This is a genomic window from Rhizobium sp. BIGb0125 (assembly GCF_024810055.1).
Lineage (GTDB): Bacteria > Pseudomonadota > Alphaproteobacteria > Rhizobiales > Rhizobiaceae > Agrobacterium.
On sequence record NZ_JANUDV010000006.1, the window covers coordinates 221,583 to 244,351 of the forward strand.

General features: G+C 55.4%; 19 protein-coding genes. 11 read left to right on the plus strand and 8 right to left on the minus strand.

Going from position 1 to position 22,769, the window contains the following annotated elements:
• Window positions 1-169 precede the first annotated feature (169 nt).
• Window positions 170-1,204, plus strand: coding sequence for a porin (locus tag M2418_RS18135; protein WP_259148325.1), 1,035 nt, complete (start codon window positions 170-172; stop codon window positions 1,202-1,204).
• 208 nt (window positions 1,205-1,412) lie between these two features.
• On the opposite strand, the gene M2418_RS18140 is transcribed toward M2418_RS18135, so the two are convergent.
• Window positions 1,413-2,141 carry a DeoR/GlpR family DNA-binding transcription regulator gene (locus tag M2418_RS18140; RefSeq protein WP_250983881.1) on the minus strand — a complete coding sequence of 243 codons (729 nt, stop codon included), beginning with the start codon at window positions 2,139-2,141 and terminating at the stop codon, window positions 1,413-1,415.
• A 341-nt stretch (window positions 2,142-2,482) separates the two neighbouring features.
• On the opposite strand from M2418_RS18140, the gene M2418_RS18145 reads away from it, so the two are divergent.
• From M2418_RS18145 to M2418_RS18180, 8 genes are all read left to right on the plus strand, one after another.
• Window positions 2,483-3,529 (plus strand): autoinducer 2 ABC transporter substrate-binding protein, encoded by a 1,047-nt coding sequence (locus tag M2418_RS18145; protein ID WP_259148327.1) that lies wholly within the window; start codon window positions 2,483-2,485, stop codon window positions 3,527-3,529.
• 73 nt (window positions 3,530-3,602) lie between these two features.
• A complete protein-coding gene (locus tag M2418_RS18150) occupies window positions 3,603-5,102 on the plus strand; it encodes a sugar ABC transporter ATP-binding protein (RefSeq protein WP_259148329.1) in 1,500 nt (499 codons plus the stop codon).
• Window positions 5,103-5,115: 13 nt separating this feature from the next.
• Window positions 5,116-6,093, plus strand: a complete 978-nt coding sequence (locus tag M2418_RS18155) for an ABC transporter permease (RefSeq protein ID WP_192490714.1) — start codon at window positions 5,116-5,118, stop codon at window positions 6,091-6,093.
• 14 nt (window positions 6,094-6,107) lie between these two features.
• Window positions 6,108-7,106 (plus strand): ABC transporter permease, encoded by a 999-nt coding sequence (locus tag M2418_RS18160; RefSeq protein WP_259148331.1) that lies wholly within the window; start codon window positions 6,108-6,110, stop codon window positions 7,104-7,106.
• A gap of 4 nt (window positions 7,107-7,110) precedes the next feature.
• The gene (locus M2418_RS18165) at window positions 7,111-8,193 is read left to right on the plus strand and encodes an aldose 1-epimerase family protein (RefSeq protein WP_259148333.1); all 1,083 of its coding nucleotides are present in this window, start codon (window positions 7,111-7,113) and stop codon (window positions 8,191-8,193) included.
• 25 nt (window positions 8,194-8,218) lie between these two features.
• Window positions 8,219-9,157 (plus strand): ribokinase, encoded by a 939-nt coding sequence (gene rbsK, locus M2418_RS18170; RefSeq protein WP_259148335.1) that lies wholly within the window; start codon window positions 8,219-8,221, stop codon window positions 9,155-9,157.
• 19 nt (window positions 9,158-9,176) lie between these two features.
• Entirely contained in the window at window positions 9,177-10,136 is a 960-nt protein-coding gene (gene deoC / locus M2418_RS18175; RefSeq protein ID WP_259148336.1) for a deoxyribose-phosphate aldolase, read from the plus strand.
• Between the two features lie 11 nt (window positions 10,137-10,147).
• Window positions 10,148-12,544, plus strand: coding sequence for an aldehyde dehydrogenase family protein (locus M2418_RS18180; RefSeq protein WP_259148337.1), 2,397 nt, complete (start codon window positions 10,148-10,150; stop codon window positions 12,542-12,544).
• Window positions 12,545-12,649: 105 nt separating this feature from the next.
• Here M2418_RS18180 and M2418_RS18185 read toward each other — a convergent pair whose 3' ends face one another.
• Window positions 12,650-13,225, minus strand: coding sequence for a DNA polymerase III subunit epsilon (locus tag M2418_RS18185; protein WP_250983887.1), 576 nt, complete (start codon window positions 13,223-13,225; stop codon window positions 12,650-12,652).
• A gap of 269 nt (window positions 13,226-13,494) precedes the next feature.
• On the opposite strand from M2418_RS18185, the gene M2418_RS18190 reads away from it, so the two are divergent.
• Window positions 13,495-14,187: an aspartate/glutamate racemase family protein gene (locus M2418_RS18190; protein WP_250983888.1), complete on the plus strand. Its 693-nt coding sequence runs from the start codon at window positions 13,495-13,497 to the stop codon at window positions 14,185-14,187.
• 168 nt (window positions 14,188-14,355) lie between these two features.
• Here the strand turns inward: M2418_RS18190 and M2418_RS18195 are convergent, their stop codons facing one another.
• A complete protein-coding gene (locus M2418_RS18195) occupies window positions 14,356-15,399 on the minus strand; it encodes a class I SAM-dependent methyltransferase (RefSeq protein ID WP_250983889.1) in 1,044 nt (347 codons plus the stop codon).
• A gap of 276 nt (window positions 15,400-15,675) precedes the next feature.
• Here M2418_RS18195 and M2418_RS18200 point away from each other — a divergent pair, with 276 nt between their 5' ends.
• On the plus strand, window positions 15,676-17,667 hold the full coding sequence (locus M2418_RS18200; RefSeq protein WP_405049448.1) for a putative bifunctional diguanylate cyclase/phosphodiesterase: 1,992 nt from the start codon (window positions 15,676-15,678) through the stop codon (window positions 17,665-17,667).
• 81 nt (window positions 17,668-17,748) lie between these two features.
• Here the strand turns inward: M2418_RS18200 and M2418_RS18205 are convergent, their stop codons facing one another.
• Genes M2418_RS18205 through M2418_RS18225 form a run of 5 tightly spaced genes read right to left on the minus strand, consistent with a single transcriptional unit; the run spans window position 17,749 to window position 22,752 of the window.
• Window positions 17,749-18,996: a glucarate dehydratase family protein gene (locus tag M2418_RS18205; protein ID WP_259148338.1), complete on the minus strand. Its 1,248-nt coding sequence runs from the start codon at window positions 18,994-18,996 to the stop codon at window positions 17,749-17,751.
• Between the two features lie 8 nt (window positions 18,997-19,004).
• Window positions 19,005-19,790, minus strand: a complete 786-nt coding sequence (locus M2418_RS18210) for a sugar phosphate isomerase/epimerase (protein ID WP_259148339.1) — start codon at window positions 19,788-19,790, stop codon at window positions 19,005-19,007.
• Complete coding sequence (locus M2418_RS18215; protein WP_259148340.1) at window positions 19,787-20,821, minus strand: hydroxyacid dehydrogenase; 1,035 nt, start codon at window positions 20,819-20,821, stop codon at window positions 19,787-19,789. Before M2418_RS18215 ends, M2418_RS18210 begins: the two co-directional genes overlap by 4 nt.
• Window positions 20,818-21,987, minus strand: a complete 1,170-nt coding sequence (locus tag M2418_RS18220; RefSeq protein WP_259148342.1) for an SGNH/GDSL hydrolase family protein — start codon at window positions 21,985-21,987, stop codon at window positions 20,818-20,820. The genes M2418_RS18215 and M2418_RS18220 overlap by 4 nt, the downstream gene beginning before the upstream one ends.
• A 15-nt stretch (window positions 21,988-22,002) precedes the next feature.
• Entirely contained in the window at window positions 22,003-22,752 is a 750-nt protein-coding gene (locus M2418_RS18225) for an SDR family NAD(P)-dependent oxidoreductase (RefSeq protein WP_192490727.1), read from the minus strand.
• Window positions 22,753-22,769: the final 17 nt, after the last annotated feature.

The window sequence follows — 22,769 nt, forward strand, 5'->3', positions numbered from 1 at the left end:
TACGATAGATCAATTATCCGGTTAAACTTAATTGCAACTATAGGTGATTTAAGTATTTTCAGACTCAGGAAGAGGGGCAACTCACTTCTCAAATTTGCGGGTTTGGGTTCGGGAATATTTTTTCACAAATCGGGTCAAAACTCACCTTTTTCTTTGACTGGAGGTCAATATGAACATCAAGAGCCTTCTCATCGGCTCCGCTGCAGCTCTCGCAGCAGTTTCTGGCGCACAGGCCGCTGACGCTATCGTCGCTGCTGAGCCAGAGCCCCTGGAATACGTTCGCGTTTGCGACGCTTTCGGCGCTGGTTACTTCTACATCCCAGGCACTGAAACCTGCCTTCGCATCGGTGGTGAAGTTCGTTTCACCGTTGGTTTCGGTGAAGACGTTGGTGCAAACGAGACGAGCGACTGGTACTCCGCTACTCGTGGCCGTATCTTCTTCGATACGAAGACCGACTCTGAGCTCGGCACCATCGGCACCTACATTCGTCTGCAGGGCAACTACAGCTCTGAAGGTAGCGCTCCTTCCTCTAGCGCTTCGCTCGAGCAGGGCTACATCACCATCGGTGGCTTGAAGGCTGGTAAGGCTCTCACATGGTGGGATGACATCGGCATCAACGGCGAGCTGGACGACTGGGATAACGCAACGAACTTCAACACCGTTAGCTACCTGTACGACGCTGGCTCGTTCCGCATCGGTCTCGGCATCGACGACATTTCAAACGTTCACGGCGATACCGCTGGTAACGAATTCGGTATCCAGGCTTATGGCCAGGTTGACTTCGGTGCAGCAAACCTTGCTGTACGCGGCGCCTATGACGCTGAAAACGAAGAAGGCACTGTTTACGTAACTCTCGTTGCTCCAGTTGGCCCGGGCGAACTGAACATCGGCGCTGCTTGGTCTTCTGGTGCTAACGCTTACGTTAGCGGTCTGAGCGATGACCCATACGTCAAGGGCGATCTGGATGCATACGAGTGGACCGTTTCCGGTTCTTACGCTCTGAAAGCTACAGAGAAGCTGACGATCACCCCGTCTGCTGCTTACTGGAGCACACAGGGCAACGAAGACATCTGGGGCGTTGGCTTGCTGGCTGAATACCAGCTCGCAACTGGCCTCAAGGTTGGCGCAACGGTTGATTATACCGACGCTGACATTGAAGGTGACAACACTTCCGGTTGGGTTCGTCTGACCCGTTCGTTCTAATCTGACCTCAAGTCGATTAGTGAAAGCCCGGCAGCAATGCCGGGCTTTTATTTTTTTTGTAATTCAGAAGTGGGACGGACACTCGATGGTTGGACATCAGTCCCTGACTGATAACCTGATGCGTGCTTGCGAAGTTTGAGAATCCCGTCGCCGGTTATGCAACCGACCACTCTGTCTTGGCGGCATACATCTTATAGCCCGGGAGTTTTCAGGACCAAGGGGCAGGCTGGTCGGCGATCACCGAATTGAAATCACTGATCGAGGCGTAACGCGCCGCCCTGACTTTGCCGAACTTGCTGCTATCGACCACTAGGTGCTTTTGGACAGAGCGCTGCATGACCATCTGCTTGATCGGCACTTCATGGAAATGCGAGCAGGTCACCCCGTGTTGCTCATCGAGACCACCAGCAGACAAAAATGCCTTGTTGATATTGATGCGCCGCAGCACGTCGATGCCTTCGTCACCTGAGAACGAAGCCGCTTCCGCGTGGTAAACCCCGCCGAGCATAATCAGGCGTACATCATTGCGGCGTGCCAGTTCCTCGGCAACGTTGAGTGAGTAACAGATAACCGTTAGATGTGCATTGGCTGGAATCTGCCGCGCCAAATGTGGGGTTGTCGTACCGCAATCGATAAACACCGTATCGTAGGGTTCAATCAGCGCCGCTGCTGCGGTACAGGCTCGAGCTTTGGCGACAGCGTGGCTATCCTTTTCCTGATCGAGCACGTAATCGCTGCCGACGGCACCGTCTTGGAAAGGAAGGATGTAACCACCAAGGCAACTGAGCTGGTCGCTATCGGTGGCAATGTCACGGCGAATGGTTATTTCGGACACGCCAAGCCGGGACGCTGCGTCCCGAAGCCGTAACACACCAGTTTCCTGAACAAGAAGAGCCAGCGCATCCAGCCTGGCATTGCGTGCACTTACTCTGCTCACCGTATCTCCGTTGTGGTTTGTCCCAACTGCGCTTCATATTGTGATGTCACTTTCTTAGCAATTGCCCTTCCCTAAGCTTGACAAGAGAACATCAAACATGAAACGATCGAAACATAATGATCGGATTGTAACATTATAATTCGCATTATGGGAGAGGAAAACAACAGGTTTCTGGGTCAAACATTGATCCATCGGTATTTGGGGCATGGGAAGCCTCTCCGGGAGAGTGAGGAGGCGTCAGGCGCGCGACAAGCGATTGCCGACGTTAGAGATCGAACATTATCGGGTGATACTGCCGTAAAAGGCGTGACCCATTGTGGTTTCATAGGGAGGAGTTGTCAGTGAAAGAAATCTTCGCAACCATCGCGCTTGCTGCGTCGCTTTCAGCGTCGGCTGTTTTCGCGCAGAGCGCCGTTGATACATCGAAGGTCAACAAGGAGTTGATCACTTCGGCAAGCGGCAAGAAATACACCATCGCAACCGTCGTCAAAGTGGACGGTATCGCTTGGTTCGACCGCATGCGCGAAGGAGTCGAGCAGTTCAAGGGCGACACTGAAAATGACGTCTGGATGGTTGGTCCAAGCCAGGCCGACGCCGCTGCACAGGTTCAAATCATCGAAAACCTGATCGCACAGGGCGTTGACGCCATCGCTGTCGTGCCATTCTCGGTGGAAGCCGTTGAGCCAGTGCTGAAAAAGGCGCGTGATCGTGGCATTGTTGTAATCAGCCACGAAGCATCCAACATCAAGAATGTCGATTTCGATATCGAGGCTTTTGACAACAAGGCTTACGGCGCAAACCTGATGAAGGAACTCGGCAAGTCGATGGGCGGCAAGGGCAAATATGTTGCCACCGTCGGCGGTCTGACGTCAAAGTCGCAGATGGAATGGGTTGATGGTGCCATCGAGTACCAGAAGGCCAACTTCCCTGAGATGTCGCTGGTGACTGAGCGTCTGGAAACCTACGACGACGCCAACACCGACTACAACAAGCTCAAGGAAGCAATGACCACCTATCCGGATATCACCGGTATTCTCGGCGCGCCAATGCCAACCTCCGCAGGTGCTGGCCGTCTGATCGCCGAAGGTGGTCTGTCGGGCAAGGTGTTCTTTGCAGGTACGGGTCTGGTTTCCGTTGCTGGCGAATATCTCAAGAACGACAACATTCAGTACATCCAGTTCTGGGATCCGGCCGTTGCTGGTTATGCCATGAACATGCTGGCAGTTGCCGTACTCGAAAAGAAGAACGACCAGATCAAGGCCGGTCTGAACCTTGGTCTGCCAGGTTACGAAAGCCTGCTGGTTCCTGATGCCGCCAATCCACACCTGCTTTATGGCGCAGGCTGGGTCGGCGTGACCAAGGACAACATGGATCAGTACGACTTCTGATCTTAATCACGGAGGGAGGGGTAACCCTCTCTCCTTATACATCCGCGTTCCCTTAGCCTTTTACGAGGCCCTTATGACTGAAAATCTGATCGAACTGCGCCATATCGGCAAGCGGTTTGGCGGCGTGAAAGCGCTTGACGACGTGTCGCTAAGCATCCGCCCGGGCGAAATACACTGCCTTGCCGGCGAAAACGGCTCCGGTAAATCCACCGTCATCAAGATCATGTCGGGGGTTTACACACCCGAAGACGGCGAAATCCTGATCGATGGAAAGCCGGTCGGGAAACTTGATCCGGTCAAGTCCGTTCATCACGGTATCCAGGTGATCTACCAGGATTTCTCGCTGTTCGGGAACTTGACGGTCGCCGAGAACCTGTCGATCAACTCCCTCTTGATGGAGGGACGTAAAACGGTTGACTGGCGGCGTGTGCGTGAAATGGCACAACAAGCTCTCAAGCGCCTTGGCGTGACGATTGATCTTGATGCTGACGTGGAAAGCCTGCCGACATCTGGCAAACAGATCGTGGCAATTGCCCGCGCCCTTATGGCCGATGCCCGTTTGATCATCATGGACGAACCGACCACAGCGCTAACACGCCATGAAGTCGATGCCTTGTTCAAGATCGTCCGCGATATCCAGGCACAGGGGATTGCGGTGCTGTTCGTCAGCCACAAGATGCGCGAAATGCTTGAAATCAGCGAACGTCTGACCGTTTTCCGTAACGGCAAGAAGGTGGCTGAAGGCCCAATCACCGAGTTCGACGAGCCAGCCATTACCCGTGCGATGACCGGGCAGGACATTGCCGCCCACAGTTACCAGTGGGCACCGGTCGAGGGCGCTGATGCGTCGGCACTTGAAGTGCGAAATCTGACCGTTCCGGGATCAGTTGAAAATGCCGATCTGACACTGCGGCGCGGTGAAATCGTCGGCATCTCCGGCCTGATCGGCTCAGGTCGTACAGAGCTTGCACTGGCGCTGTTTGGCATGCGCCCTGACTTTACCGGGTCCATGCGTGTGGAGGGCCGCGATGTTCATCCAAAGACCGTGCAGGACGGCATTGCCTGTGGCATCGCCTATGTGCCGGAAGACCGCCTGACCGAAGGCCTGTTCCTCACACAGTCGATCGAGCGCAACATCATTGTGACGTCGATCGAGAAATTTGTTCGCGGGTTTTTCATCAACCGCAAGAAGGCCGACGACACGACCCGTGAAATGTTCTCGGCTATGCAAATCGTTGCACCTGGGCCCCATACGCCGGTCAACCATCTGTCCGGCGGTAACGCACAACGTGTGGTTCTCGCCCGTTGGCTGCTGACAGGTGCCAAGGTTCTGATCCTCAACGGGCCGACAGTCGGTGTCGATGTAGGCTCCAAGGCGCAGATCCATAACATCATCCGTAAGCTCGCCGAAAAGGAAGGTCTGGCCGTGCTGATGATTTCCGACGACGTGCCGGAACTGGTTCAGAACTGCAACCGCGTGCTGGTTATGCACCGGGGTCGTTTCGTCGGCGAATTGTCGGGAGACACCATGACCGAGGATGCCGTGAATGACCGGCTCAAGACGTTGAATTGAGGGGCCGAAGAGCATGAAATTCGTCAAAAGCACAGAATTCATTATCGCCTGCGTCCTGCTTGCAGCGATGATCATCATCGGCCTTATCAACCCGGCTTTCTGGTCACTCGATAACATCTTCGGCCTGTTACGGTCCAATGTCGTCATTGGCATCATGGCGCTTGGCGTATTGCTGGTGATGATTTCCGGCGGCATCGACGTCTCGTTTACCGCCTTTGCCATTGCCGCAATGTATTTGACCGTGCGTGCCATGGTTTACCTCGGTTACGACGGCGTTCTCATTCCCTTTATCGCTGCGACATTGATCGGTCTGGCGCTCGGTGCATTCAACGGTTTCATCATTCACCGCTTCAAGATGATCCCGCTGATCGTAACATTGGGCACCGGTTCGATTGTGCGTGGTCTGGTTCTCGGTCTCGTTGGCACCAGCATTGTGAATATCAACAAGATGCCGAAGGAACTGATCGGCTTTGGCAAGACCGACGTGATCTCGCTGACGTCTGCCACAGGTTCGACCTTTGGTCTGACAGCGATGTTCCTGGTCTATCTAGGCTTGGCTTTGGTCATTCACCTCATCCTCAACTACACGATGATGGGGCGCAGTGTGTATGCCTATGGCGGTTCGCCTGAGGCGGCAAAGCGTGTCGGTTTCAACACCGGTGCAACCATCTTCTTTGTCTACTGCGTTGCCGGCGCTCTGGCGGGTTTTTCCGGCCTGCTGCACTCCTCGATGATCTGGCTTGCAAACCCGCGTGACTTTGTTGGTCTCGAACTGGATGTGATTGCGGCCGTGGTTCTTGGTGGCGCATCGATCTTCGGTGGGCGCGGCACTGTGCTCGGTACCTTGATGGGCGTCTTCATGCTGGTGATGGTCAAGAACTCACTGATCATCATGAAGGTGGACACCACCTGGCAGAAGGTCGTCGTCGGCCTGATCATCATCGTCGCCACCGCCATCACCGCATGGCGTGATCGTAAAAGCATAGCGTGAGGGGAGAGCGCATCATGAAAAATTCGTTCGACATGCGCCGGCTTCTCGGCAACGACAACAACATCCTGCAGCTGCTTGTCATCACGGTCATCGTTTTTGCGCTGATGACCTGGATGAATCCCAGCAAGTTCCTGAACTACTACAACTTTGAATCCATCAGCTACATCATGCCGGAACTGGGGATCCTCTCCATCGCCATGATGATTGCCATGCTGACGGGCGGCATTGACCTGTCCGTGGTTGGCATTGCCAATCTCGCAGGCATCATTGCCGGTGTCTATTTCCACTCCACCATGGTTCAGGCGGGGCAATCTTCCACCTCGGGCATGATATTCTACACCGGCCTTGGCATTCTGATTGCCATGGCGGTTGGTCTGGTGGCCGGTCTGGTCAATGGCCTGCTGGTTGCCAAACTGCGTATCACCCCGATCCTGGCCACACTGGGCACCGGTCAGGTGTTGATGGGACTGGCATTGGTCATGACTGGCGGCCCGGCCATTGTCGGTTTTCCCGACGCATGGAACTGGATCGGCAATGGCAAGATCCTTGGTATCGCCACGCCCTTCATCCTGTTCATTGCGGTCTGCCTGATTGTCGCTGTGCTGCTGACGCGCTCGACGCTTGGTATCAATCTCATGCTGATCGGCACCAATCCGCGTGCGTCCGTATTTGCCGGCATCCGCAAAGACCGGATGATGCTCTATTCCTACATGCTAACAGGTGTGCTGGCATCGTTGGCGGGTATCATTCTGTCTGGGCGCACCAATGCTGCCAAATCTGATTACGGTGCATCCTATCTCCTACAGGCCGTGTTGATCGCCGTTCTTGGCGGCACCAATCCGGCTGGCGGCAAAGGTCGTGTTCTCGGCATCGCCATTGCGCTCGTTGCCCTCATGTTGCTCTCCTCAGGCTTCCAGATGATGCGGTTCTCCAACCACCTCATCGATTTCATCTGGGGCGGTTTCCTTATTCTCGTCATCGCCATCAATGCATGGCGCAACCCCGGCAGGTGATCCAATGCAGGAGACAGAATTTAATCTTCGCAGACAGGACTTCACCGAGGTTCCGCATCTTCTGGCCTCAGGCGATGGGCTCAAGGTCACGAAGTTCCGGTACGCCACCGGCATCGAGGCGTTGCAGATCGAGAACCGTCGCGGCCGCATCGTCATCCTGCCCTTCATGGGACAGATGATCTGGAGTGTCGAATTTGATGGCGTCGATCTGACAATGGGTAGCCGTTTTGCCATGCCGCGGCCAGCTGGTTCGATAGTTGAGACCTATGGTTGCTTTGCATTTCACAGCGGCATGTTGCGTAACGGGTGCCCATCACCAGAGGACAATCACGCTCTGCACGGAGAAATGCCCTGCGCATCCATGGACAAGGCCGGTTTCGTCATCGGTCACGATGAACGCGGCGCGTTCATCCGTGTCACCGGTGAGATCGAATATGTCATGGGCTTCGGGGCCAATTATCTGGCGCGGCCAAGTGTAAAACTGCATGCAGAGGATACGCTGTTCGATATCGTCATGGATATCGAAAACCTGTCATCGGCCCCCATGGATCTGATGTATATGTGCCATGTGAACTTCGCGTATGCCAAGGGCGCACGTATCGTTCAGCCGGTGGCCTATACGCCGGAACAGGTGAGGGTGCGCACAGCTGTGCCCGGCCATGTCACACCCAACCCCGATTATCTGTCACTTCTGGACACGCTGGCAAAAAAGCCATCCGCCATGGAAGTGCTGGATGAACCACAGCGATATGATCCCGAACAGGTGTTCTACATCAATGGCCTGCCGCAAGATGGCGATGGAAAGACGCATCTGATGATGCAGCGAAACGAGGGTGACGGCTTCAGCATCTCCTATCCACTGGCCGCCTTCCCCAAAACAGTGCGCTGGATATTGGTGAACGGAGATTCGCAAGTCGCTGCTTTTGCCTTGCCCTCGACCTGCGAACCCGAGGGTTATCTGGCGGAAAAAGCCAAAAACAACGTGCAAATCCTTTCTCCGGGCGAACGCAAGATCTTTCCAGTGCGGCTCGGTTATCTCGACCGTGCCGCCGCCGAGCAGTTCGGCGCCAGGATCGGCACTCTTTGAAACAGCATATTCAGGGAAGTTCATCATGAGCAAGAAAATCGGGGTCGTTGGCTCAAACATGGTCGACCTCATCACCTATGTGGACCGCATGCCGGGACCGGGTGAAACGTTAGAAGCACCAACATTCGAAATGGGTTGCGGCGGCAAAGGTGCCAACCAGGCGGTTGCAGCGGCTCGCCTCGGCGCCGATGTAATGATAGTGACCCGTGTCGGCGACGATGTGTTTGCCGACAACACCATTCGCAATCTCGCAAGTTTTGGTGTTGATACCCGCCATGTGGAAAAGATCGCTGGCCGCTCCAGCGGCGTTGCACCGATTTTTGTCGAGCAATCGGGCGAGAACTCGATCCTTATCGTCAAGGGCGCCAATGCGGATCTTCTGCCTGCGGAAGTCGATAAGGCAGCGTCCGATCTCAAACAATGCGGCCTCATTCTGATGCAGATGGAAGTGCCGGTTGAAACTGTCTATCACACGATAGAGCTTGCAGCCAAAAACGGTATTGAGACCATTCTCAACCCGGCCCCGGCGGCAGCCGATCTCGACCCGGAACGTATCCGTCAGGTCACCTTCCTTGTCCCGAACGAAAGCGAACTGGCGCTGCTGTCCGGTCTGCCAACCGATACCGATGATGACATTGTCACTGCTGCCCGTTCACTGATCGCACGCGGTATTCGTACCGTCATCGTAACGCTGGGTGGACGCGGCGCGCGCATGATTACCGCAAGGGAAATCGTCAACATCGCCCCGGTTAAAGTCACGCCAAAAGATACTACCGGGGCAGGCGATGCCTTTATCGGTTCTTTTGCCCGGTTCTACGCAGAAAATGGCGACGTCGTTTCTTCCTTAAAAAAGGCGTCGCTTTACGCGGCCCACTCCATCACCCGTCCCGGAACACAGAAGGCCTACGCCAGCGTCGAAGAGTTCGAGGCATTTTGCCGCGAACATGCTGCCGTTAGCGCCTGATCTCAAGAATGGACAGAAAATGAGCGAAAACTTCCCACGAAACAATGGCACACCCCTAAAGCCGGAATGGTTTGAGGATGTGTCTGTCAATCGCAGCGCATCCGAGCGGCGGGCATCGACAATCACCGCGCGGCGCTCTATCAAAAAGGAATATCAGGTCGCATGGCAGATCAAGGCCATCACCTGCATCGACCTGACAACATTGTCGGGCGATGACACGGCCGGGCGCGTCCGCCGCCTTTGTGCCAAGGCGCGCCGCCCAGTCCGCGACGACATTCTGGAGGCGCTTGGTCTCGCCGATGCCGGCATCACCACCGGCGCGGTATGCGTCTACCCTACAATGGTCGCGCACGCCGTTAAGGCACTGGAAGGAACGAAAATTTCGGTTGCGTCCGTCGCAACAGGGTTTCCATCTGGTCTGACACCGCTTCCGCAGAGACTCGCGGAAATCCGTTATGCCGTCGACCAGGGCGCGAAAGAGATCGATATCGTTATCACTCGTGAATTCGTTCTGACGCAGAACTGGACTGGACTTTATGACGAGATCGCCGCGATGCGCGAAGCCTGCGGGGATGCCCATATGAAGGCTATTCTCGCAACGGGTGACCTCAACACGCTGACCAATGTTTATCGTGCCTCGATGGTAGCGATGCAGGCGGGTTCCGACTTCATCAAAACTTCAACCGGCAAAGAGGAAGTGAATGCTACGCTGCCGGTTAGTCTGACCATGGTGCGTGCGCTGCGCGACTACGGAGAACTGACAGGCCAGATGGTTGGCTTCAAACCTGCCGGCGGCTTGAAAACAGCAAAGGACGCACTGTCCTGGCTCACCCTGATGAAAGAAGAATTGGGCAATCGCTGGCTGGAACCTGACCTGTTCCGCATCGGTGCCAGCTCGATGCTTGGCGATATCGAGCGGCAGCTCGAACATTTTGTAACCGGCCGCTACTCCAGCGCTCATCACCACGCTGCCGCATAAGGACTGAAAAAATGGTATCCATTAAGGACATTTTGCAAACCATGGAATATGGACCTTCCCCCGAGGCGAATGGCGATGTGAAGCAGTGGCTCGATAAACACGGACGCTCATTCGGTCACTACATCAACGGCCGTTTCGTAACTCCGGAAGGCCGCAAGACCATTACCGTATCAAACCCCGCAAACGGCGAAGACCTGGCGCAAATCGTTTGCGGCAATGAGGATGACGTCGATCTGGCGGTCAAGGCTGCCCGTGCCGCCTTCGGAAAATGGTCGAAACTATCCGGCCATGAACGTGCCCGTTATCTCTATGCCATTGCGCGTCACGTCCAGAAGCGTGAGCGTTTCCTGTCGGTTCTCGAAACCATGGACAACGGTAAGCCGGTTCGCGAAACCCGCGATATCGATATTCCTCTCGTTGCTCGTCATTTCTACCACCATGCCGGTTGGGCTGAGATGTTGGAAGACGAGTTCCGTGGCTTCTCGCCCGTTGGCGTTTGCGGTCAAGTCATTCCGTGGAATTTCCCGCTGTTGATGCTGGCATGGAAGATCGCACCAGCACTGGCCGCCGGTAATACCGTGGTGTTGAAGCCCGCTGATCTCACTCCGCTGACAGCCATTGCTTTTGCAGAAATCTGCCATGAGGTTGGTCTGCCGGCAGGTGTCGTCAACATCATCCAGGGTGATGGCTCGACCGGTGCAGCCGTCTGTGGCCATGACGGCATAGACAAGGTTGCGTTTACCGGTTCAACGCAGGTTGGTCGGGTCATCAGGGAGCAGATTGCCGGTTCGGGCAAGAAACTCTCGCTGGAACTCGGCGGTAAATCACCGTTCATCGTCTTCGAAGATGCTGATTTGGATGCTGCCGTTGAAGGTGTGGTTGATGCCATCTGGTTCAACCAGGGTGAGGTCTGCTGCGCGGGTTCCCGCCTGCTGGTGCAGGAAGGTATTGCCGAGACGTTTTACGCACGCCTGAAAAAGCGGTTGGAAACACTGCGCGTTGGTGATCCGCTCGACAAGTCGACCGATGTCGGCGCGATTGTTTCCGCTACGCAGGTAAAGCGCATCACCGATCTGGTTCGCAAGGGCGTGGATGAAGGTGGCGAACTCTGGCAAAGCAAGAACCCGTTGCCAGCAAAGGGCAATTATATCGCTCCCGGCTTCTTCACCGAAGTTGATCAGGCCTCTACCGTTTGCCAGGTGGAAATCTTTGGTCCGATTGCTGCTGCCTTCACATTCCGCACGCCGGATGAAGCCGCAGCACTGGCCAACAACACCCGCTACGGCCTGGCCGCATCGATCTGGTCGGAAAACATAAATGTGGCGCTTGATCTGGCGGCACGCGTCAAGGCCGGCGTGGTGTGGATCAACTGCACCAATATGCTTGATGCCGGTGCCGGTTTCGGCGGTTACCGTGAAAGCGGTTTTGGGCGCGAAGGTGCGCGCGAAGGCCTTTATGAATACCTGGCTGCCGATTGGGAAAAGAGCCTTCCGGTCGCCAAGGCCCTTGAAACCTTCACCCCGTCGGCCTTGCCGTCAGGAGACAGCAAGATGGCGGTCGATGGTCTCGACCGAACCATGAAAAACTATATCGGCGGTAAACAAGCTCGTCCCGACGGTGGCTACAGCTACTCTGTGACAGGCAAGGGCAACGCGGTAATCGGCATGGCCGGCATTGGCAACCGCAAGGATATCCGCAATGCCGTGGAAGCAGCGTCCAAGGCAACAAGCTGGAGCTCCGCAACAGCCCATAACCGTGCACAGGTGCTTTATTATCTTGCCGAAAACCTCGATGCACGGCGCGGCGAATTCGTCGCGCGTATCATCGAAAGCACCGGCGTGAGCGAGAAGAAGGCAACGGAGGAGTTCGAGGCATCCCTGCGTCGAATTTCCTACTACGCAGCACAGGCCGACAAGTTTGATGGCGCGGTGCATTCGACCAAATCTCGCCATGTCACGCTTGCCATGAATGAACCATGGGGCATTGTCGGCGTCGTTTGCCCGGATGAGGCACCGCTTCTGTCTCTGGTGTCGCTCGTCCTGCCAGCAATCGCCATGGGCAACCGCGTCGTAGTCATCCCGTCTTCACGACATCCACTGATTGTGGGTGACTTCTATCAGGTACTGGACACATCGGATGTCCCGGGTGGTGTCATCAACATCGTGACCGGTGAGCGTGATGTGCTGGCCAAGACATTGGCTGAACATGATGAGGTGGCTGCTGTCTGGTACTTCGGTTCGGACAAGGGAAGCGCGATGGTTGAAAAGGCATCTGCCGGAAACCTGAAAGCAACCTGGGTCAATAACGGTCGCCAGCCCGATTGGCTGGACCGTTCCGAGGCGCAGGGGCGCGATTATCTGCGCAGGGCCATTCAGGTGAAAAACATCTGGGTGCCTTACGGCGCCTGACGCGGTCCAACTTCAGGGCCAATCAAGATAAGATCAGTCACGGGGTTTACCGAACCCCGTGACATCTTTGACCAAAGCAAGCTCGCCAGACACGGCAGGACCGTATCAACGGTCTCTGATCAAGAAGCGCAACAGATTGGCGTAACCACGTGCGTCATCTATTGCACGATGGGTATGCTCGACCGACCCGAGCCATTCAGCCGGATATTTTTTGACATCGCAGTTCCAGTGCTCACGCCCGGTTTTTCCGGCAACCATCGACATGATGCAAAGTGGTGCATAGCGAAATAACCGGTCCTCCACCCAAGGCCCTTCCAGCAATGGCCTGCCGGTAAACCGTTTCAGATAATAGTCAAACCACGGCCCATCGAGAGAAACCGGATGCGCCGCAAAGATCGGATGGTGTCCAAGCGACCTGATCCAATTGACGAAGCGTTTAATGACGACATCCGGTGGCTGCGCATTTTCTGTAGCCGCCGCATATGCCTCAGGAAACCGCTGCCAGAAATCCATTACAGCCGGGTCACTTCCGGCGCCATCAAGGCGTTGCAGAACACCTTCAAATTCGCCAAGAATCTCACCAGTTTCGAAAACAGCGACAGACCCGAAAGAAAGCATCGAATTCATACCCGGTATAGGACCGTCGAATTCGCAATCCGTCACGATGTAGATGTAGGCCACAGCAAGCTCCTTGTGTCGTAACGACCATATCGCCTAAGCGATCTAAGCATGTGAAAATTCAACTGTCATGATGGATTCTCGGCGCCGAAAGCCGATGATTTTGCACAAAGAAGAACACTCTAACCTCTCGGATATCAGGCAGGACATGCAAAATCCCTGACATTGCCATCTACCGCACGGTTCATCTGATGTTAAAACAACTCACGTCTCGACAAACCGCCCAGTGGCAGGCTGGGCACATTAAAAGCCTCTGAACGGATAATGGCGCAATGAAACTTATCGGTATTTTGGGCGGCATGTCCGCCGCGTCGACACAAACCTACTACCGCAAGCTCTGCGAAATCACGAGGCAGCGCCTTGGCGGTCTTCATTCCCCTGAGCTTTTGATCCGCTCGCTTGATTTCGCAAAAATCGAGACATTACAAAGCGCTGGCAAGTGGGAAGAGGCCGGGCAGATTTTGAATGCCGAGGCCAAGGCACTGGAACGTGGCGGCGCAGATTTTATCATTCTCGCGACCAACACCATGCATAAACTTGCCGATCAGATGATGAGCGGCGTCGGCATTCCCTTGCTGCATATTGCAGATGCCACCGCCAGCCGCATTGCCGAAGCAGGTCTCCATAGACCCGGCCTCATGGCCACGGCATTCACCATGGAGCAAAGCTTCTATACGGGGCGGTTGATCGAAGCCGGGCTCGATCCAGTTCTACCTGATGCTAATGACCGCGCAGTTGTTCATCACATCATCTATGATGAACTGTGCAAGGACATCACCACGGATGACAGCCGTGCCACATACGAGCAGATCGCCCAGCGTGTTGTCGAAACTGGGGCCGACTGCATGATCCTAGGCTGCACCGAAATCGGCATGTTGCTTAATCAGGATAATGTTTCCGTGCCGGTTTTCGACACCACATTGATCCATTGCGAAGTGGCAATTGATTTGGCCCTGGCAGAATAGGTCCTGTAGTCATTGGCCGGACGACATTTAGTAAGAGCCCGCACGCCAGCTTAGCGCAAATGGCAAGGTTTGCGAACTTCCAAGCCTCGTCTCTGTCACGACGCAATTTAGTATTGCGTCGTCGCTATTTCGGAAGTTACAGGCCGAATGGCCTTGGCCCAATGATCCTCAGGACCGTTTTTTGATTGTGCTGTAGATGATGTTTCGGTTGGCGCCAAACCACACTTTGCTGTCTACGGTGTTTGGATCAGCACTGGCATTGGTAACGCGCCACATATCAGCTTCCGAACGCTGGAGAAGCTCCCAGTTCATATAGGATTCCATGTAACCGTCATCGGCCATTTCATCGGAGAAATTGGCGTAGAGGAACATGCCGCCCGGCTTCAGCATGTCCATGCAAACCTGGGTGAGGCGGATCGCAACCTTGTCGGTAAGGTAATCGTACAAGCCTGCGGCATAGATGAAATCAAACGTGCCGATCTTGTGTTTTTTGGCAAGCAGGCCACGGACAGAGCCATCGATTGGTTCAATGCACGTGCCATGGAACTGGCTTGAAATCGATGCGATGCTGAGCGGGTCCTGATCAAGGGCAACCCAACGCTTGATGCTACCGTTCTTAAGCGCCTGAGAATTTTCTGCTTCACGAAGATGGCCTGCTGCAACGGTCAGAATTTCCGTCTCCGGTCCCTTCTCGGCTGCAACCATATCAACATACTCGGTTAGAATGTCGCGGCGCTCGCGAACGGCAACCGGTCCCGGCGCATTGCGGGTATATTCAAAGATGTTAAGGCCGAGAGGCGTGGATTTTGACACCTCATCCGCTACCGCCGAATGACCGTAAATAAAGTCGATAAGGCTGGCGTCGCCCGAATAACCACGTGGCTTTTCAAAAGACCAACGGGTGAATGGGCACTGCTGCATGATTTTTGCGGAAGGGTGCGCTTGAATGATCGGAATAAGTCCCTGCCATACGGCCGGACCATATTTCCACCGCAAATCATGCATCTGGGCAATCAGCCATTTTGTCGCTTCGGCGAGGTCGTTACCGGCGCTGAAGCGCTGGTTTGCGAGGCTCATGATCAGCACGAACTCCGCCTCTGCCGTTGCCAGAAGATCGGCCTCGGCGGTTTTGTCAGACGGGTGGCGATGGTTAGTGACCGACTGGGGAGTGATAAGACTTTCACCGTCAAGGGAGAACAAAGGCTGAGCCACGCGAACCTCACTGCTGAATAAAGGGTTAAAGAAAAAGATAAAATCTTCAGCATTTTCCGTGCACGTCAAGTTCGAGGAGGTCATGTTTTTCAACAACCCCCACCTTTCCCGTTTGTGAGAAGTTTAGAAAAAGTTAATAACCTCAGGATATATGAGAGTTGGTGCACTCTCGGTTGAGAGTGGCATGGGAGCTTGCGCAGGGTGAATCATCGTTGACTTCCGGCTCTGGCCGGATGGCGGCTAGAATCAATGCGCTGGATGTTGGGTGAATAGGGCATGATGCACTTGTTAGCCGAGACCACCGTGCCCGCGATGCGGCCGGCGCTTTCCCCTGAGCAGATGCGTAGCCTCTATCAGCAGGAAAGTGAACTCAACCGAAAAGACGTGACGCGTCACGGTCTTTGGATCGCTGTTGCCGCATATATCGCTTACTCTGCGACCGATTACCTGTTCCTGCGCGATGTCGCGCTCTACACCATTGCGGGCCGCGTTGCCGTGGGCATCGTCGCATTGTGCGTTCTCGAAATTCTGCTGCACTTCAAGGCACGTGCCGATATCATCGATCTTGTTGCCGCAGTCTCCGTGCTTTCAGGTTATGTAGTGTGGCTCGCTACGGCACAAATGACCAGCCATGCGAATGCCTTTTCCTATTACATGGTGTTTGGCGCCATCTTCATGATGAGCTTCAACCTGTTTTTCAGCTTCCGGTTTCCACTGGCATTCGCGGCTTCGGCGACGAACCTGACAATCTTCGTCGGTTTTCTCTACGCCTTTGAGCCGATGGGATTGCTTTACAAGCTGATCCTCGGTGCATTCTGTATTTCCTGCTTCATTTTTACATCCTACGTGAACCTGCAGCTCAACAGAGAGCGTTACAAGGTTTTCCTCAACGCCTATGAGGCGCGGCTGCAGCAATCAGCAGCCGACGAACGGGGCAAGGCTTTGCTGCACTTGTCCATCACCGATTCGCTGACCGGCCTTGAAAATCGCCGCGCGATCGACCAGCGACTGCGTGACTACTGGAACAATTGGCGAGAGCACGGCAAGAGTTTTGCTGTCCTGCTCATCGATGTCGACTTCTTCAAACGTTACAATGACTGCTACGGTCACCAGGAGGGAGACCGTTGCCTGATTGCGGTGTCGCAGCGACTGAAAACCGTTGCATCACTGCATGGCGCCATCATTGGCCGATATGGCGGTGAGGAGTTCATCGTCATTGCCCCGACCGACACACCCAAACGCGCCGCCGATCTGGCGGAAGCGATTTGTATCGCCGTCCGTGTCATGGCGTATCCGCATGAAGCAAGACGCGACGGAACACCCTTCGTCACCGTCAGCGTGGGTGTGTCGCACACACGCGGTAATGCAATCCAAGTAGACAGGGTCATTCACGAGGCCGACCGTGCGCTCTATGCCGCAAAGGCAAGTGGCCGCAACTGCGTCAAACTATTCGACACCAAGGACCCATGGGCGAGCGATGACAGTGAAAACATTGCAGCGATCCTTAAAATCGCCGTTCAACAGCGCCTCGTTACTCTGGTTTATCAACCGATCCGCGACGTCAAGACAGGCGAATTGAGTGGGGCTGAAGCCTTGATGAGATTAAGGATGCTGGACGGAACGCCTGTTCTGCCAAGCACCTTCATTCCGATCGCCGAGCGAACAGGAGCGATTGTCGATCTCGGGCGCTGGGCAATCCGAACGGTTTGCAGCGATCTGTTGGCGACCAATCTTGTGCCTGTTGCCAGTGTCAACGTCTCGCCAATCGAACTGAAGATGCCCGGGTTTGCGACCTATGTCGCAGCCACGCTGTCAGAGTTTGGCCTGATGGGTGCGCGGCTTGCCTTCGAAATTACCGAAGGCGTCGAGCTGGAGATGGATCAGGAGGTGGTTCGCTGCATCAGTGATCTGAGAAAACTTGGTGCGCAAATCTGGCTCGACGATTTCGGCACCGGTTTTGCCGGTTTGTCCTGGCTTCGTCTGATCGAATTCGACACGGTGAAGATCGACCGCTCCTTCCTGCATGATTGCGACACCGAGCGCGGTCGCATGATGCTGCGTGATATCATCAGCCTGCTGCGCAACCGTGGCCTGCGAATTCTTGTCGAGGGTGCAGAAACCGAAGCCCATGAGCAGTTGATGCGGCAATACGGAATAGACCAGATCCAGGGTTTCCACGTTGGACGCCCCGTGCCCGTCACCCAATTCGAGACCTATGAGGTCGTGCGTCGGTCAACGCCTGCGGGAAACTCCCTGATTCAGGGATAAGAGCGCTAAACTCCAGCGCTCCATAGATTCCCAAGGGGCGTCATGAACCGGACGCCCAACATCCTGTGAAAGACGTTTTAGTTACCAGCGCGGCACGCGTCTTTCGTAACCGGGATCGAACAACTGCATATAGGCAGTGTCGTTGCGTTCCTTCATCTCAGTCTGTTCGTAGAGCGCAGCAAGATCGGCGAGTTTCTGGTGGTCAAGTGACACACCAAGACCCGGGCCTTGCGGCACATTGAGCTTGCCATCGCGGAACGTGAAGGGTGAACCTTCAATCACATCGACGCCAGTCCATGGGAAATGTGTATCGCAGTCATAGCTAAGGTTGGGTGTCGCTGCGGCAACATGGGTCATTGCAGCCAGCGTGATACCGAGATGCGAGTTGGAGTGCATGGATACACCGAGGCCCAATGTCTCACAGATCTTGCCAAGATGTGTCGAGGCACGCAGACCGCCCCAATAGTGATGGTCGGACAGGACGATCTGGACAGCTTTTTTGCGAAAGGCTTCGGCGATCTGGTCAAACTCAAGAACGATCATGTTGGTGGCCAGCGGAATCGATGTTGCTGCGGCCACCTCCGCCATCTGGTCCATACCAATGACGGGATCTTCAAGATACTCCAGAACCCCTTCCAGTTTTCGTGCCATGTAAATGGCCGTGTCTACGGTCCAGCCGCCATTGGGATCAATCCGCAAAGGATGATCTGGAAAGACTTCGCGAAGCTTCAGCATCGTCTCGATTTCGAGATCGGGATGTAACACCCCCCCTTTGAGTTTCAGGGACTGAAAGCCGTATTTATCCACCATCCGGCGGGCTTCCCCAACCATCTGGTCTGGCGTCAGCACTTCCCCCCATTCGTCCGGCTCTTGACCGATATGAGCGGCAAACTTGAAAAACAGATAGGCGCTGAAGGGAACCGTGTCACGAACCGCCCCACCAAGCAGGTCACAAAGCGGCCGTCCAAGCAGCTTGCCCTGAATATCAAGACATGGAACTTCAAATGCCGAGGCAACAACGTCCGTCAGCTCGTGATCGGCAACGGCGGTTTTCGCGTTGATGCCTCCACCACCGGGCAAGGCAGCAATCACTCTTGCCTTCAACTCGTGAAGGTGAAACGGGTCAAGCCCGATCAATGACGGAGCCGCCCGTCTTAAACCGTCCAGGGCTTTAATACTGCCATAGCTTTCTCCCAAACCAACCGTACCGTCATCACAGATGACTTCGATGATGGTTCTCAACGCATGGGGCTGGTGCACACCCTTGCAATTCAGCAAGGGTTTGTCGGGGATAGCAACCGGCGTTAATTTGATGTCAGCGATACGCATAAGAACTCCTATCGCCACCAGGTGCGCGCTGCCGTCAACGCGTCATCCAGAGGTGGCAGTTCGGGATGCCAGTGGCGCTCCCATTCGAGACTGAGAGGGATGTGTCGTTTACTCGACCTGACAAGCGACATGAGATTCGCCATGGGGAAATCACCGTGGCCGGGAAGCACGTAATGGCGAAGGCCATCGCTTCCCATCTTGCTGTCCTTGACATGCAAATGGACGACATTGTCGGCGATATCAGGCCACAGGCTGTTGAGAGCAGAACCCTTGGCCCAGGTGTGATGGGTGTCCCATAACATCAAGGCGTTTGGCACGTGTTTGACGAAGGTCTTCAGTTGCGCAGCATCTGCCAGAGCATCATGGGTTTCGATCATCAGATCGACATTCAGCCCGCGCGATTGCCGGTCGGCTTGCCATTGATCAAGCAGTGCAGTTGCGCGCCTCAGTTCGTCGACAGCTAACTGTTTGCCGCCGTCAAAGATCCTCAGATGTGCCACGCCTGCCGCTTCCGCCCATGCAATAAAGGGTTCGACGGCCGACAGGTCACGACTTTCAAGCAGTCGGATCGACGTGTTGAGGCCAACGACCTTGAGGTCGCGCTGTTGAAGAAAGGCCGCAAACTGCGACGGTCTGCCAAACTCCGAATTCAATGCAGCAATCACGTCAACCGCGCCGGAAAGCGCACGTAATTCCACGGAAGATATACCATGCCGTCTCGCCAGGTCAGCGGTTTCATGCAGGCTGAGTTCAGAACATCCAAGCGTCGAAAAACAGTAATCAACAGCGCTCATGCCATACGCTCCATGTCCTGTTTGCGGACGGGGTAGAGCGGTGGAAGGCCGGCAACAAATCGCTCGATTTCAGTAATTGCGACATCGGAAAGGGCGCGCAGTTCATTGCCAAGCGCACCGGCGATGTGTGGTGTCAGCACGACATTCGGCAAGTCGTAGAATGGGCTGTCCACCGGTAAGGGTTCCGGTTCCGGCGTGTCGATCAGAACACGCAAGCGGCCGGATTGTGCCTCCGATAACAATGCCGCGTGATCGACCAGCCAACCCCGTGCGGTATTGATGAACACCGCATGGTCGGCCATCAGCGCGAACTCTCGAGCGCCAATCATATGGTGGGTCTGCGGCAGGATCGGCGCATGTAGCGAAACAATGTCGGACCATGCGAGAAGCGCGTGCAACTCCATTTTTGTCGCACCAAGTGCAACTGCCTCATCCTCAGACAGGAATGGATCATAGACGGCAATTTCAAAACTGCCTCGTGTCAGCATGTCGATGACCTGCCGCCCGATGCGAGACGCGCCAACAATGCCGACTTTGCGGGAATAGCTGCCAAGCCAGGGCAGGTTCATGCCACGCCGGCTGCCAAAACCACCAGTCCCGCGCTCAGCCCGGTGTTCATCCCGCAGGCGAAACACATCCTTGCCGCACATGATAATAGCCGCGTAGGTAAACTCGGCCACCGGTGTGGCCATCACGGATGCGGCTGTTGTCACCAGAATATCTGAGTTGTCCCAAAACTCGGCAGGCGCGACCACGCGCACCGATGATGCCGCATAAGCCAGCATCTTGAGGTGCGGTGCCCTGGCAAGGCGTTCTTTTGTCAACGACGGTGTACCCCAGGCCGCCAGCAGAATGTCGGCATCAGCCAGAGCTTCGCGACCCTTACCCGTGTCAAAATCCGTATAGGGAAATCCATCAATGATATCTGTCACTGCATTCAGTCGCGCCCATTCGTGCGCGCTGAAAAACCCATCGGGAAGCTCGCTGCGCATGGCTATCAACAGCTTCGGTTTCTTATCATGTCTGCTCATGCGCGCACCGGACTTGAAACAGGCCGCACATCAATGCGCGCAATATCGATGTTGATCGGCTTTGAACCACCCTCCATCAGAACATCGAGATAAAGCTCGGGAGGTGCGTTGCCCGGCCGGAGTTTTAATGGAGGCGTCCGCATTGCACCTTTCCAATGGGTATCGGGAAAAGGGAAAACTGTACCGTCTTCTGCGCGAAAGGGGTTTAACGCACTGGCCTGTTGCCCGTCTTCGGCAACATCCTTCAAGCGTAGTGTTACTCCGAGAATTCCGGGATGAGCCGGCACGTCGATATCGCAGATCGCCTCAATCCAGCTGCCGGTTCCCGGATGTTCAATCTGCCCGCCAAGACGGTGGCTTTGGTCACCTTTATCGCTGAGTGTCTTCGCCGATAATTCGGTGACCAAATTGCCCGCTGGATTGTCGACAGCATCGAAGCGATCATCTTTCGGCAGAAGACGGTCTGGCGCACGCGGTAACATGGCTTCGAGATACCCTGCCAGCAGCTTACCGACAGCAAAGGCACCGCGTACTGAAAAATGCGTTCCATCGTCAGAATAACCGGAATAGGGCTCTCCGAATTCATTATCCGGATCAACCCATGCCGCGTTCCAGTCAAACACATGGCAATTGGGGTGGTTGGCGGCGAATTCAGCACTCTGGCGATTGATCCAGTGCGCCTTGGCCCTTTCGGAACCACGGGCTGGCCACTTGCCCACACCACGCGCCAGAATGGGCAGCAGAATGACCGTCTTGCCCGCCGCCAGCAAAGCCAACGCAATACGTGCTCTGGTATCTGCAATCGTCTGGCGCGTTTCCACCATCATGTCGTTGGTGCCGGCGTCAAGCAGGATCAGGTCGAAATCCGATCGCAGCAATAACGACAACCGCCGTTCGATCTCGATTGCCTTCTGCCCGGACACCCCGAAATTGAGCCCGCTAAAAAACCGACTGACGCCAGGTCGATTGCTCGGTTCCCAACCAGCCGGCACCGATGGATCGTGATGGACAGGACAACGAAGCCTGCCGTGAGACAGAACCTCGGCCCAACTCATCCAGCCGCGTGCCGATGTCGCGAGCATCCCGGCATCGCCAATGTGGTTTTGCTGGACGAGCGACGTGCCAAGAATGGCAATGCGGCTCGCCCTTGGTAACGATACGGACATGGTTTTACCAGGATATCAGGAGAACAGAACGCCGCCATTGATGTCGTAGCAAGCGCCGGTGATGTAGGCAGCATCGTCGGACGCAAGGAAGGCTACCAGACCGGCAACATCCTCACTCGAGCCTTCGCGCTTCAACGACGTGGCACCGGCCACCCGCTCACGCACTTCCGGTTTGGTGAAGGTGTCATGGAAGGTGGTCGAAATCATGCCCGGGCAAACCGCATTGACGCGAATGTTGGGGCCAACTTCCTTGGCAAGGCCACGCGTGAAGGTCATCACTGCACCCTTGGATGTCGCGTAGGCCAGCGCGCCGGGACCGCCGCCATCACGGCCGGCTTGCGACGAGAAGGTAACGATGGCGCCGCCTTTTGCCATTTTCGGCACCGCGGCCTTGGCAATGAGGAAAAGCGACGTCAGATTAACGTCAAGAACCTGATGCCAGAAGGCCTCGTCCATATCGGCCAGAGACTTCCGGGCAATCAGGCCGCCTGCCACGTGTACCAGACCATGGATCTCCCCAAACTTGTCGGCTGCGGCAGAGATTGCAGCTTCGACATCTGCGGCCTTGGTAAGATCGGCCTTGACGGCCAGCGCCTTGCCGCCGAGCTTTTCGATCTCGGAAACGGCTGATGCTGCGCCTTCCGCCGCGCCATTATAGGTCAGCACCACATTGGCACCTTCCTGAGCAAACCGGATAGCGCATGCGCGGCCAATATCGCGACCTGCACCAGCGACGACGACAGTTTTGTTTTTGAAACGTTGCATTTGAAAACCTCGTATTG